This is a genomic window from Rhizobium sp. AQ_MP (assembly GCF_014237835.1).
Classification (GTDB): Bacteria; Pseudomonadota; Alphaproteobacteria; order Rhizobiales; family Rhizobiaceae; genus Allorhizobium.
On sequence record NZ_JACJVI010000014.1, the window covers coordinates 65465 to 79123 of the forward strand.

The window sequence follows — 13659 nt, forward strand, 5'->3', positions numbered from 1 at the left end:
CTTATCCACCGATCAGGGCTAGCCACTCGTCTTCGGTCATGACCTGCACGCCGAGTTCGCGAGCCTTGTCGAGCTTGGAGCCGGCGCCCGGACCTGCCACGACGTAGTCCGTCTTCTTGGATACCGACCCCGCGACCTTGGCGCCCAGGCCTTCCGCCCGGGCCTTGGCTTCGTCACGGGTGAAGCGCTCGAGCGAGCCCGTGAAGACGACGGTCTTGCCGGCAACGGGACTGTCCCTGGCAACAGGTGCTTCCGCATCGAGCGGGGTCACCTCTGCGAGTAGCCGCTGCACGACTTCGAGGTTGCGGGACTCCTTGAAGAATTCCACGATCGAAGCCGCGACAACCTCGCCAATGCCTTCGATACTGTTCAGTTCGTTCCAGGCCTCGCCAAACTTCGGCGCAGCACCCTGCATCGCCTCGGCGAAAGCCGCGTAGCTGCCATAGGAGCGCGCGAGCAACTTTGCTGTCGTCTCGCCCACATGGCGAATGCCGAGAGCGAAGATGAAACGGTTGAGCGCGATCTCCCGCCTGGCATCGATCGCCTCGAAGAGCTTGCGCACACTGACCCGACCGAACCCTTCGATGTTTTCAAGCTTGGTCAGCGACCGTTCCTGCCGCGCTTTCAGCGTGAAGATGTCGGGCGCGGTGCGGATCGTCAGCGCCGGATCGTCGCTCTCGAAGAAGAAGTCCACCTGCTTGGTCCCAAGCCCCTCGATATCGAAGGCATTGCGCGAAACAAAATGCTTGATGTGCTCGACCGCCTGTGCCCGGCACACGAAGCCGCCGGTGCAGCGTGTGACGGAATCGAGCTTGCCGGTCTTCTCGTTCTTTTCCCGCACCGCATGGCTTCCGCAAACCGGACAGGTCTTCGGGAAGACGTAAGATACGGAGCCGGCAGGCCGCTTTTCGAGCACGACGTCTAGCACCTGCGGGATGACGTCGCCGGCGCGCTGGACGATGACCGTGTCGCCGATGCGGATGTCATGCTCATCCGGCCGAATGCGATCGCCGGAATTGCCGATGCCCTTGATATAGTCCTCGTTATGCAGCGTCGCATTGGTCACGACGACGCCGCCGACAGTGATCGGCGTCAGCCGCGCGACCGGCGTCAGCGCACCGGTACGGCCCACCTGGATGTCGATGGCCTCGACCGTGGTGAACGCCTGTTCGGCCGGGAACTTGTGGGCGGTCGCCCAGCGTGGCGAACGCGACCGGAAACCGAGCCGCGCCTGCAGATCTAGCCGATCAACCTTGTAGACGACACCGTCGATATCGTAGTCGAGCTCCGGCCGCTGCAACCCGATCTGGCGATAATGATCGAGGATCGCCTCGACCGAGGTCAGGCGCTCCGTGAGCGGGTTGATGGGGAAGCCCCAGCGGCCGAAGGTCTGCACCATCTCCCACTGCGTCTCCGCCGGCATCTGGCTCATCTCGCCCCAGGCATAGGCGAAGAAGCGCAGCTTTCGGCTCGCGGTTACCTTCGGATCGAGCTGGCGCAGCGATCCGGACGCCGTGTTGCGCGGATTGACATAGGTCTGCTTGCCCTCGGCCTCCATCTGCGCATTGAGTGCCAGGAAGTCGGATTTCGCCATATAGACTTCGCCACGCACCTCGACGACATCGGGCGCATCCGCGGGAAGCTCGGTGGGGATTTCCTTGATCGTGAGAATATTGGCCGTGACGTTTTCGCCGGTCGTGCCATCACCGCGGGTTGCCGCCGTCACCAGCTTTCGGTTCTCGTAGCGCAGCGACATGGAGAGCCCGTCGATCTTCGGCTCGGCGGTAAAGGCAATCGAACTGTCGGGAAGCTGTCCGAGGAAGCGATAGACGGAGGCGACGAAGTCCTGCACGTCCTCGTCGGAGAAGGTGTTGTCGAGCGACAGCATCGGCCGCGCATGCACGACCTGCGCGAAGATGCCGGCGGGTGCGGCACCGACGCGCTGCGATGGGCTGTCTGTGCGCACAAGCTGCGGAAACTCGGCCTCGATCGCATCGTTGCGCCGCTTCAGCGCGTCGTAGTCCGCGTCCGAAATCTCCGGCAGATCCTTGCCATGGTAGAGCGCGTCGTGGTGAGCGATCTCCGCCGCCAGCCGTTGCAGTTCGGCCCTTGCCTGCTCCTCGGTCAGGGTCTCGACGGGAATGATGTCTGAAGCCATGGCAACCTCCGGAAATGCTCCAGTCGGGTTTAGCGGAAATTGGGCGAATGAAAAGGGTTCGGCCTCAGTCCTCCACCTTGCTCAGATCAAGTCTGGCGATGAGCGGCAAGTGATCCGAGGCGCGTCGTGCCAGCAGCGTGTCGTGGACCGTGAGGTGAGCGATGAGCCCCGCCCTGTTTGCCATGATGCGATCGAGCGAAAGCACCGGCATGCGCGCCGGAAAGCTTGGGATCGCCGGTGGCAGCGGACCAAAGACAGGCTCCAGCCGCGTCAGCGCGGAGCCCGGCCCGAGCCGCCATTCATTGAAATCACCCATCAGGATCGTCGGCTGCTCCGCCCTGCCCTGCAGAAGGCCGAGAATGACATCCGCCTGCTGTCGCCGCGCCCAGCGCAGCAGGCCCAGATGCGCGGCGATCACCCGGAGTGACGACCGCCCCTCGAAATCGATTTCAGCCACCAGTGCCCCGCGTGGCTCGAGCCCCGGCAGCGCCACCTGATGGACATCCCGCACGATGCCCTCCCGGAAGAGCAGCACATTGCCGCGCCAGCCATGCGATTTGGGCCCCGAAACCACAGGCACCGGCAAAAGTCCGGTTTCGAGCCGCAATCGATTGAGATCGAGCAGCCCTGACCGTTCACCGAACCGCTGGTCGGCCTCCTGCAGTGCGATCACGTCCGGGCTGATTTCCCGGATGACATCGATGATCCGCTCGGGGTCGAAGCGCCCATCGGTCCCGACACATTTGTGCACGTTGTAGGACGCAACGGTGATCGTGCCATCGACCGCCTGCGTGATCGCAGGTCCGCTCGGGCGCCACTTCTTGTTGCGTATGGACGAGACCATGGCGTTGGCGAGGCTGGGTTTACTCTTCTTCATCACACCATTTGCATCCGTCGTCGGTTGGGTCAGGGGCGCATTCGGCTGAGGACGGCCAACGAGGTCGCCCCAATTCAAAGATAGGGCGATCCGAGCCAGAACAAGCGGTCGATAAGCCGGTTCGGCAACGAGCGCGCCTTCAGGGCCTCGAGCGTGAGTTGTTGAGCCGTCGCAATCCTTTTGTCGATCCCGTCAGAGATCTGCTCGGCGAAGAGGCGGTCATAGACCTCCAGGTCGATCTCGAAGTTCAGTCGAAGAGAGCGGGCATCGAGGTTCGACGAACCGACGAAACACCATTGCCGGTCGATCACCATGAGCTTCGAATGGTCAAACGGCCCGGTGGAAAAATGCACCCGGCAGCCTTCCCTGAGGATCTGGTCGAACTGGCCCATCATGGCCCGCGCCACGATCGCGAGATTGTTCTGCGAGGGAACGATCACATCGACCTGCACACCCCGCCTTGCGGCAGTATTCAGCGCTGCAATGAAGGTCGTGTCGGGCAGAAAGTAAGGCGATACGATCCGGATCGAATGCTCCGCCACCGAGAAGGCGCCAAGCAGCAGACGATGGTTGGTCTCGATATGCGTATCCGGCCCCGACACCACGGCACGGATAGCCACCCCTGCCCCCGGCACCGCGTCCCTCAGCTGTACGCGCCATTCAGGTCCCAGCAGGACCTCGCCCGTCTCGAAATGCCAGTCTTCGGCGGCAACCGCCAGGATGTCGGCGACGACGGGGCCGGTAACGCAAAAATGCGTGTCACGAGACGCGTCCGGCCCGGCAAAGGCGGCGCGTATGTTCATACCTCCGACGAAGCCAATCGCCCCGTCGACCACAAGGATCTTCCGGTGCGTCCGCAAATTCGCATAGGGCAACCGGAGACCCATGATGACCTGACCGTTGAAGGTCGCAACCGGGACGCCACCCTGTTCGAGATGACCGATAATGCTTGGCACGCTATAGCGAGCCCCGACGGCGTCGACGACCACCCGCACAGCGACGCCACGCCGATGTGCCGCGATCAGGCAGTCGGCGACGCGCAGGCCGATCGGATCTCGATCGAAGATATAGGTTTCGAGAATGATGCTGTGTTCTGCCGCCTCGATCGCTTGGCACATGGCGTCGAAGGCTTCGTCTCCTGCCGACAGCAGGGTGATGCGGTTGCCGGACGAAAGCGGGTGGCGGGTGACCCTGTCGCCAAGCAGTTTCATCTGGCCGAACCGAGTGCCGTACCGATCTGCAACCGTGTCACCGCTCACCGCATAGAGCGACAGGTTGCGCCAGATTTCGTCCAGTTCCAGAGCCCGTCTTGAGATCAACGTCGCGCGCCGGATCCGATTGATACCCGCGACCGCGTAGATCATCGCCCCGACCAGCGGAGAGAGGATGATGATGCCCACCCAACCGAGAGCGGACCGGACTTCGCGTTTGGTCATCGCCGCATGGGTTGCCGCCACCGTCCCGAACACGACGGAGAGCACGGCCAGCGTTTCAGCCCAGTAGATCTGGATCAGTTCCAACATGAAGCGGCAACGAAACAGGTTTCAGTTTGGAAGGCAACGGGTGCCGCGGGCAAAAGCGTCACTCGCCTGCGGCCAGGAGCTTGGCGGCGGCGGCCCGCGCCTCATCGGTCACCGAGGCTCCGGCCAGCATGCGGGCAATCTCTTCCTTGCGATGCTCCGGCTCCATGATGGCGACGCGGGTCGCGATCTTGTCGCCGGCGTCACCCGTCGGCCCCTTGGAGATGAGGAAATGCGTGGAGGCGCGCGCCGCCACTTGCGGCGCATGCGTGACCGAAAGCACCTGGACCTTCGCGGCGAGCCGCTTCAGCCGCTGACCAATCGCATCCGCCACGGCGCCGCCGACGCCTGTGTCGATTTCATCGAAAACGAGTGTCGGCGCAGACCCACGATCGGCCAGCGCCACCTTGAGTGCCAGCAGAAAGCGCGAGAGCTCGCCTCCCGAAGCGACCTTCATGATGGGTCCCGGACGTGTGCCGGGATTGGTCTGGACATGGAATTCGACGGTATCGATTCCGTCGGCAGTCGCATTTTCGGGATCTGCTGCCACTTCGACCATGAACCGCGCACGCTCGAGCTTCAGCGCCGGCAACTCCTGCATGACCGCATCGGCGAGCGCCTGAGCCGCGTTCTGTCGTTTGGCCGAAAGCTGCTGGGCAAGATGATCGTAATGCGCTTTCGTCTCGCGCACGGTGACTTCCAGTTGGCCAAGCCGCTCTTCGCCGGCGTCGAGGTCGGCAAGATCGGCGACCATCTTTTCTGCCAGCGCCGGCAGGTCGGCCACTGCGACGGAGTACTTGCGGCCGGCAGCCCTCAAGGCAAACAGCCGCTCCTCCACCCGCTCCAGCTCGCGCGGATCAAATTCGGTCCGACGCAGAGCCGCCTCGACTTCCATCTGCGCAGCTGACAGTGTGTCGAGTGCCGAACCGAGCAGTTGCACGGTCTCCTCGAGCAGTCCCGGCGCCTCATGGCTCTTGCGCTCGAGACGCCGCATCAGCGACGCGATATGCGGCACGGGTGACGCGGTGCCGTTCAGGAATTCGGAAGCCTCGGCGATATCGCCAGCGATACGCTCGGACTTCTGCATGGCAGAACGTCGCTCGGCGAGTTCGTCCTCCTCGCCGTCGAGCGGGGACAGACCTTCGAGCTCCTCGACGGAGGCACGCAGATAGTCGGCCTCGCGTGCGGCAGCCTCGACCTTCGCCTTATGCGTCTTGAAGGCCCGCTCGGCATCGCGCCAGCGGCGATAGCTTTCTCCGAGATCCAGCGCCTCGTCGGTCAACCCGGCAAAGGCGTCGAGCAGCATTCGATGCGCGTCCGTATCGATCAGAGCACGGTCGTCATGCTGGCCATGGATCTCGACCAGGAGCTGCCCGACCTGACGCATCAGCTGCACGCTGACCGGCTGGTCGTTGATATAGGCGCGCGTGCGGCCGTCGGCCGACTGGACCCTTCGAAAGATCAGATCCCCATCATCGTCGACACCATTGCCTTTGAGCAAGGTTCGGGCCGGATGGCCGCCACCGACGTCGAAGACAGCCGTAACCTGACCCTTGTCCTCGCCATGGCGCACCAGCGAGCCGTCGCCGCGGCCGCCGAGTGCCAGCGACAGACTGTCGAGCAGGATGGATTTGCCTGCGCCGGTTTCACCGGTGAGCACGGAAAGGCCCGTTTCGAAGGCAAGATCGAGCCGCTCGATCAGGACGATATCGCGGATCGACAGCTGGACCAGCATGGGCTCAGGATCTCACTTGGTGACGAAGGACCGTCAGGTCCCGATCAGCAGTCTGCGGCCGGCGCGGGTAATCCACGAACCGGCATTCTCACGCGGCTCCAGACCACCCTTCTGCAGAAGCGCATAGCTGTCTGCATACCACTGGCTGTCCGGGTAGTTGTGGCCCAGAACAGCGGCAGCCGCCTGTGCCTCGGAGACGACACCCATGGCAAAATAGGCTTCGACAAGACGTGCAAGCGCCTCTTCGATCTGGTTGGTGTTCGGATATTCCTCGACCACCACGCGGAAACGCGAGACGGCTGCAAGATATTCCTTACGCTCCAGATAGTAACGACCGACCTGCATCTCCTTGCCGGCAAGCTGGTCACGGGCAAAGCGGATCTTCGCCTGCGCGTCGTCGACATATTCGGAATCAGGGAATTCGTTGACCACGCGCTGCATCGCCTCGATGGTCTTCACCGAATTGCGCTGGTCCTGCGTGACGCTCGAAATTTGCTTCCAGTAGGCAAGACCGACAAGATACTGAGCATATGCCGCGTCCTCGGACTTCGGATACAGGCTCAGATAGCGGTTACCGGTCGCAATCGCATCGGGGTAACGGCCAAGACGATACTTCGTGAAGGTGCTCATGACGAGCGCCTTGCGCGACCATTCGGAGAACGGGTTCTGCGCATCCACGGCATCGAACTTGCGCGACGCCTCGGCCATATTGCCCGCCTTGATGTTGGCGAGACCCTGGTTGTAGAGAACTTCCGGCGGCTCAGTCTCGGCAGCCAGCTTGCTGATGTCGATGTCCGGGTCGCTCTGGCATCCAGCGAGCACGGCACCCAGTGACAACATCACACTTACGCCTGCAACTCGCACGGCTTTCTTCACAACGACCGATCCCACATGATTCATTCGAAATGATCCCGATTGCAGCGCCGCTTGAAAAACCGTCGCCTTCAACTGGCGTTTCTAGCCACAAAAGCGGCACGAGGGCAACGCAGTGATATGACTTTAACGCATTTTTGTGGCAGGACGCTCACAAAGTCACCTGTTGCACCATCCTGTCATCACCCAGCAAAAACGCCGGCCTCACGAGGAGCCGGCGTCGTAGTCTTGGCACGTCCAGGCTTTGCTCAAGCCGACCAGGGCGCAAATTCCGGAACCTGGACCGGAACAAACTCGCGGGCACGAACCTGATGGCTGCGGCTCGGAGCTTCGACGACCTCGTAGGCGGTCGGATCACTGAGCAGAGCCTTCAGCGCATTGGCATTCATTTTGTGACCGCCGCGATAGGAGCGATAGCAGCCGATGAACTGGGCCCCGGCAAGCGCCAGATCGCCGACGGCGTCGAGCGTCTTGTGGCGGACGAATTCGTCCCCCTCGTAACGCAGGCCTTCGACATTGATCACCGTATCATCGTCGGAAATTACGACGGAATTCTCCAGGGACGAACCAAGCGCAAAGCCCGCAGCCCAGAGACGCTCGACATCGCGCATGAAGCCGAAGGTGCGGGCGCGCGACAGTTCCCTCTTGAAGGTTTCTGCAGTCAGGTCGCCTTCCCACTTCTGTCTGCCGATCAGCTTGCTGTCGAAATCGATCTCGACCTCGAATCGCGTGCCGTCATAGGGACGGAACTCGGACCAGGACGATCCTGATTCGATGCGGACAGGCTTGGTGACGCGGATATAGCGGCGCTTCACGCCCAGATTGGTAATCCCCACCTGCTCGATGGCATCGATAAAGACCTCCGAGCTGCCGTCCATGATCGGCATTTCGGCGCCGTCCACCTCGACGATCACGTTGTCTAGGCCCAGTGCATAAAGCGCGGCCATAACATGCTCGATGGTTGCCACAGAACGGGCAGGATTGGTGCCTAGAACGGTGCAAAGGTCGGTATTGCCGACATGCGCCGATACGGCGCGATATTCACTGGTGGAACAGTCATCGTGCTGACGCACGAAGATGATCCCTGTCCCGGCTTCAGCCGGCTGGAAGGTGATCGACACCTCTCGGCCGGAATGAACCCCGATTCCCGTCAGCGTGAGAGGCGCTGCGATCGTGGTTTGAAATCCGAGCAAAGCAATTGCCATTCTGGTAGCCTTACAACTAAAGCGACGAGGCGGTGGATCTGGAGCTTCCCGTCGCAGTCTCTTGTCGAAGGGGCAGCGCCCCTTGTTTTCGACTTCATACATACGTGTGAGCGAGACGTGAGCCAAATCACTGATTCTTTCGCTTTGTAACGAAGGCAGCCCCCTGTTTTTCTTGAGGAATTTCGGACCAGAATACCGTGTGTGAAATGCAAGAAACCCGGGCCTCACGACCCGGGTTCCTTCAGGTGAGTCGCTGATAAGCTCAGCTCGTCTGACGGCGCAGGAAAGCCGGGATCTCGAGCTGATCGTCTTCGCTGACGGCACGGGCCGGCGTTGCGCGGCCATGGTCATCGAGCTGGCCGCGACGCGGTGCATAGAGGCTGGCCTCTGCCGACAGCGGACGGCGCTGCTGCGACGCGGCAGCCGGAGCCGAACCGGTCATGTCGCCCATGACGGGTTCTTCTTCGGACTGGCGCCCCAGCGAATTCGTGATCCGCTTCAGGAGGCCCATCGGTCCACGCTCGTCCTGGGCGGCAGGGGCTGCCGGCTGGGCACGGTGGTCGATTTCTGCGCGCAGAACCGGCGGGAAGTCCTCCACCTTCGGCATGCGCACTGGCTCAGCGGCCATGATCGGAGCCGGTGCCACCGGCGCCTGCATGACCGGAGCGGGCTGCTGCATGATCGGAGCAGGCTGGCTCATGACCGGGGCCGGAGCAACCGGCTGTGCCATCTGCGGCGCCGGAGCCGCTTCCGGAGCCGGCGAAGCGAACAGACGGCTTGCCGGACGGAATTCCTGCTGCGGTGCAGGCTGCGGCTGGCTCAGCGACTGACGGGCAACGGCGATTTCGAGTTCACGTTCCATGGCTGCTTCAGCCGAACGAATGGTGTCTGCGACCGGATCCATGGTCGGCTTGGGGGCCTGCGTCATTGCAGGCTGGTATGCGGCCGGTGCCGGAGCAACGGCCGCGGAAGGACGCATAGCGGGCTTTGCCAGCGGAGCGGCCTCGAAGCCCTTTGAAGCGAGCGCTGCACGGTCGATGCCGGTTGCAACGACCGACACGCGGATGATGCCTTCCAGCGCTTCGTCGAAGGTCGCACCGAGGATGATGTTGGCGTCCGGATCGACTTCTTCGCGGATGCGGGTGGCGGCTTCGTCGACTTCGAACAGGGTCAGGTCACGGCCACCGGTGATCGAGATCAGCAGGCCTTGAGCACCCTTCATCGAGGTTTCGTCGAGCAGCGGGTTGGCAATGGCAGCTTCAGCAGCCTGCATGGCGCGGCCTTCGCCGGATGCTTCGCCTGTGCCCATCATGGCGCGGCCCATTTCGCGCATCACGGAGCGAACGTCCGCGAAGTCGAGGTTGATCAGGCCTTCCTTGACCATCAGGTCGGTGATGCAGGCAACGCCCGAATACAAGACCTGGTCGGCCATCGCGAAGGCGTCGGCAAAAGTCGTACGATCATTGGCGATGCGGAAGAGGTTCTGGTTCGGGATCACGATCAGCGTGTCAACCGACTTCTGCAGTTCCTCGATGCCCTGCTCGGCAAGACGCATGCGGCGCTGGCCTTCGAAGTGGAACGGCTTGGTGACGACGCCGACGGTCAGAATCCCCTTGTTGCGGGCCGCCTGAGCGACAACCGGAGCAGCACCAGTACCGGTACCACCGCCCATGCCGGCGGTGACGAAGCACATGTGGGTACCGTTGAGATGGTCGATGATCTCGTCGATGCATTCTTCAGCAGCGGCACGGCCGACTTCCGGCTGCGAACCTGCACCGAGACCTTCGGTGACGTTGACACCGAGCTGGATGATGCGCTCGGCCTTGGTCATCGTCAGCGCCTGGGCATCCGTATTGGCGACGACGAAATCGACGCCCTGCAGACCAGCGGTGATCATGTTGTTGACGGCATTGCCGCCACCGCCACCGACACCGAAGACGGTGATGCGGGGCTTCAGCTCAGTGATATCTGGCTTCTGCAGCTTGATGGTCATGGTACCCGTTCCTTCTTTTTCCGGCCGCATCGCCAAGCCGGCCATGTCATTTCAACAGATTTCCCTTGGCCGAACCTTGTGGGCGGCCGGGTGAACTCAAAAACTCTCTTTCAGCCATTGACCCATGCGGGCGAAGCGGCTGTTTCCGTTGCCGAAGGGCGAGAACAACCCGCCCTGCCCGGCATGTGTTTCCTGATCCGCCATCTGCGGATAGATCGTCAGGCCGACCGCCGTCGAGAAGGCCGGTCCCTTCGCTGCAGCCGGAAGACCCGACACACCCATCGGACGACCGATACGCACGTTGCGGGCCAGAATGCGGCGCGCCGCTTCCGGCATGCCCGTCAGCTGGCAGGCACCACCCGTCAAGACGACGCGCTTTCCGACCACCGGCGAAAATCCGGACTTCTGGATCCGGTCGCGCAGCATTTCGAGCGTTTCCTCGATCCGCGCGCTGATGATCCGGGTCAGGAGCGCCTTCGGCACCTGGGTCGGCTGATCGCGGTCATCCTCGCCGATCGGCGGAACCGACACGACTTCACGCTCGTCGGCGCCGTTGGCGACAGCCGAACCATGAACGACCTTCAGACGTTCTGCATCCTCGATACGGGTCGACAACCCGCGCGCCAGATCGGTCGTCACATGGTGACCGCCGATCCCGATGGCGTCCGTATGAATCAACTTGCCTTCTGCGAAGACAGAGATGGTGGTCATGCCACCGCCCATGTCGATCGCCGCGCAACCGAGCTCCACTTCGTCATCGACCAGGGCAGCAAGGCCGCTGGCGTAAGGGGTGGCAACCACGCCCTCGACGGTCAGGTGAGCCCTGTTGATGCAGAGCTCCAGATTACGAAGCGCTGCACGTTCGGCCGTGACCACATGCATGTCGACGCCGAGAACGTCGCCATACATGCCGAGGGGATCACGGATTCCCCGTTCTCCGTCAAGTGAAAAGCCGGTCGGCAACGAATGAAGCACCGCGCGGTCATTGCCCTGCGACTGCTGGCCGGCAGCGATCAGAACCTTGCGCAGATCGCCGGATTCGACTTCCTGTCCGCCGAGATCGATCGAAGCCGTGTAGACATCCGAACCGATGCGACCGGCAGAGACGTTGACGATCAGGCTCTCGACGGTGAGGCCGGCCATACGCTCGGCAGCATCGACAGCAAGCCGCACGACGCTCTCGACGGCGTCGAGATCGGCAATCACGCCGGACTTGATGCCATGCGACCGCTGATGGCCAAGACCGATCACTTCGACATTGTGGGTTCGGCCCGGGAGAACTGCCGATTCGCGGCGCGGCGTCAGCCGCGCGATGATGCAGACCACCTTTGTCGAGCCGATATCGAGAACCGAGACCACATGCGCCCGCTTCGACGAAAGCGGCTTGGTGCGCGGAAACCCAAAGGAAGAGCCACCGAAGATACTCATATCTTCCGCTCCAGCTTCTTCAGGGCCTTACGGCGCTCATCAAGCGCTGCCGTGCGGCGCTCCAGTGCACCCGGCGTCAGGCGGACGGCAACACGATCAGGCAGCCGTAGATCCACAAGCGCGATATCACGCGACAGGACCTGCTGCTCTTGATCAAAACGGTTGAGAAGCGCAAGCGCGCCAGCGACATTGCCTTCGGGCAGACGGACGATCACGCCATTGTCGAGATGGACATCCCAGCGGCGTCCACCCACGCGAACGAAAGCCTTTACACGCGAGGCAATCGCCGGCCAGTTGGAGAATTCCTCGTCGATGACGGCAGCAGCAGTCTCGGCGTCACGACCAACGAACAGCGGCAACGAGGCGAACTTGTTGTCACGCAGCGGAGCAATGACCGAGCCCGAACGCTCGATCAGCGACAGGTCGCTGCCATGCTGCCAGATGCCGAAAGCCTGACGCTCGCGCAGCACCACCTCGACCGTCGAGGGATAGACCTTGCGGACCTCGGCCGATTCGACCCAAGGAAGCTGCGACAGCGCCTGACGCGCAGCGGCAATGTCGAGACCGAGCAGGCTCGTCGATCCATCGAGACCGAGCAACTGAAGAATATCGATCTCGGACGTATGCTGATTGCCGGAGACACGGACATCTTCAACGGCAAAACCGGCACCGGACGTCACGCTCTGCATGACGGCAGGACCATGGCCGCCGACGACAACGCCGTGCAGGCAGACGATCCCATAGAAGCCGGCCAGACTCACCTTGCCGAGATGGCGAGGCAGAACTATGCGACCGGAGCAGAGACTGAGCACGAAGCGCACGAGACGACGCAAAGGCCGCGGAAGCACCTTCGCCTCCCCGGAGGCAAGCGGCCCAGCGGTATAAACACCCGGACCCTCAACCAGTTTGTTGCCGCTCAACGAGAACAAGAAGCGTCCTCCACCATCCAACGTACAAATTCACCAAAGCCATAACCCGCATGGGCGGCCATTTCCGGCAGCAAAGAAGTTGGGGTCATGCCAGGCTGGTTGTTGAGTTCCAGCCAGATCAGATCACCCTCCTCAGAGAAGCGATCGTCGTAACGGAAGTCGGACCGACTCACCCCGCGACACCCGATCGCCTGGTGTGCCTTCAGCGCCAATGATTGTATTTTTTGGTAAATTTTCGGTGAAATTTGCGCAGGAAGCACGTGCTGCGAACCACCCGCCGCGTACTTGGAGTCGTAATCGTAGAAGCTGTGGCCGAGCGGTACGATCTCGGTCACACCAAGCACCGTGCCATCCATCACGCCACAGGTCAGCTCGCGCCCCGCGACATAGCGCTCGACCATGACGACATCGCCGTAGCGCCATTCGCTGGAGGTCAGGATCTGCGGAGGATGCGCCATATCCTCGCGGACTATGACGACACCGAAACTGGAGCCCTCACGAACCGGCTTCACCACATAAGGCGGCGCCATCGGATGCGTATTGCCGATATCGAAGCGATTGACGACCATCGCCTCGGCAACCGGGATGCCCGCTTGGGCGGCCACGATCTTGGCCTGCTTCTTGTCCATCGCAAGCGCCGAAGCGAGCACGCCGGAATGCGTGTAGGGAATCTCGAGATACTCGAGCACACCCTGAATGGTGCCATCCTCACCAAAGGGACCATGCAGCGCGTTGAAGGCAACATCGGGCCGGAGATCCTCGAGAACCCGGCCGATATCGCGACCGACATCGACACGGGTCACCTGGAAGCCCTCTCCTTCGAGAGCGCTGGCGCAGGCATTCCCCGAGGACAAGCTGACAGGCCGCTCGGAGGACAATCCACCCATCAAAACCGCGACATGCTTGCCACTCATCAACGCCTCGCAAATTTCAAACCCGAC

Annotated in this window: 10 protein-coding genes; all 10 read right to left on the minus strand. The window is 62.2% G+C overall.

The features are described from left to right. Window position 1: 1 nt before the first annotated feature. A complete protein-coding gene (ligA, locus tag H6M51_RS18505; RefSeq protein WP_185811301.1) occupies window positions 2-2158 on the minus strand; it encodes an NAD-dependent DNA ligase LigA in 2157 nt (718 codons plus the stop codon). 64 nt (window positions 2159-2222) lie between these two features. Beyond that, window positions 2223-3035, minus strand: a complete 813-nt coding sequence (locus tag H6M51_RS18510) for an endonuclease/exonuclease/phosphatase family protein (RefSeq protein ID WP_185811302.1) — start codon at window positions 3033-3035, stop codon at window positions 2223-2225. 74 nt (window positions 3036-3109) lie between these two features. Then, entirely contained in the window at window positions 3110-4558 is a 1449-nt protein-coding gene (gene cls, locus H6M51_RS18515) for a cardiolipin synthase (RefSeq protein ID WP_185811303.1), read from the minus strand. Window positions 4559-4616: 58 nt separating this feature from the next. Next, window positions 4617-6290, minus strand: a complete 1674-nt coding sequence (gene recN / locus H6M51_RS18520) for a DNA repair protein RecN (protein ID WP_185811304.1) — start codon at window positions 6288-6290, stop codon at window positions 4617-4619. Window positions 6291-6323: 33 nt separating this feature from the next. After that, a complete protein-coding gene (locus H6M51_RS18525) occupies window positions 6324-7130 on the minus strand; it encodes an outer membrane protein assembly factor BamD (RefSeq protein WP_407073598.1) in 807 nt (268 codons plus the stop codon). 281 nt (window positions 7131-7411) lie between these two features. Then, window positions 7412-8368, minus strand: coding sequence for a UDP-3-O-acyl-N-acetylglucosamine deacetylase (gene lpxC, locus H6M51_RS18530; protein WP_185811306.1), 957 nt, complete (start codon window positions 8366-8368; stop codon window positions 7412-7414). A 262-nt stretch (window positions 8369-8630) separates the two neighbouring features. After that, the gene (gene ftsZ / locus H6M51_RS18535; RefSeq protein ID WP_185811307.1) at window positions 8631-10361 is read right to left on the minus strand and encodes a cell division protein FtsZ; all 1731 of its coding nucleotides are present in this window, start codon (window positions 10359-10361) and stop codon (window positions 8631-8633) included. A 96-nt stretch (window positions 10362-10457) separates the two neighbouring features. Beyond that, on the minus strand, window positions 10458-11789 hold the full coding sequence (gene ftsA, locus H6M51_RS18540; RefSeq protein ID WP_185811308.1) for a cell division protein FtsA: 1332 nt from the start codon (window positions 11787-11789) through the stop codon (window positions 10458-10460). Further along, on the minus strand, window positions 11786-12718 hold the full coding sequence (locus tag H6M51_RS18545; RefSeq protein WP_407073599.1) for a cell division protein FtsQ/DivIB: 933 nt from the start codon (window positions 12716-12718) through the stop codon (window positions 11786-11788). The genes ftsA and H6M51_RS18545 overlap by 4 nt, the downstream gene beginning before the upstream one ends. After that, window positions 12706-13632, minus strand: a complete 927-nt coding sequence (locus H6M51_RS18550) for a D-alanine--D-alanine ligase (RefSeq protein ID WP_185811309.1) — start codon at window positions 13630-13632, stop codon at window positions 12706-12708. The genes H6M51_RS18545 and H6M51_RS18550 overlap by 13 nt, the downstream gene beginning before the upstream one ends. Between the last annotated feature and the right edge of the window lie 27 nt (window positions 13633-13659).

Coding starts and splice junctions, on each gene's coding strand:
- ligA (WP_185811301.1), bottom strand. CDS start 2,158: ATGGCTTCAGACATCATTCCCGTCGAGACCCTGACCGAGGAGCAGGCA.
- H6M51_RS18510 (WP_185811302.1), bottom strand. CDS start 3,035: ATGAAGAAGAGTAAACCCAGCCTCGCCAACGCCATGGTCTCGTCCATA.
- cls (WP_185811303.1), bottom strand. CDS start 4,558: ATGTTGGAACTGATCCAGATCTACTGGGCTGAAACGCTGGCCGTGCTC.
- recN (WP_185811304.1), bottom strand. CDS start 6,290: ATGCTGGTCCAGCTGTCGATCCGCGATATCGTCCTGATCGAGCGGCTC.
- H6M51_RS18525 (WP_407073598.1), bottom strand. CDS start 7,130: ATGTTGTCACTGGGTGCCGTGCTCGCTGGATGCCAGAGCGACCCGGAC.
- lpxC (WP_185811306.1), bottom strand. CDS start 8,368: ATGGCAATTGCTTTGCTCGGATTTCAAACCACGATCGCAGCGCCTCTC.
- ftsZ (WP_185811307.1), bottom strand. CDS start 10,361: ATGACCATCAAGCTGCAGAAGCCAGATATCACTGAGCTGAAGCCCCGC.
- ftsA (WP_185811308.1), bottom strand. CDS start 11,789: ATGAGTATCTTCGGTGGCTCTTCCTTTGGGTTTCCGCGCACCAAGCCG.
- H6M51_RS18550 (WP_185811309.1), bottom strand. CDS start 13,632: ATGAGTGGCAAGCATGTCGCGGTTTTGATGGGTGGATTGTCCTCCGAG.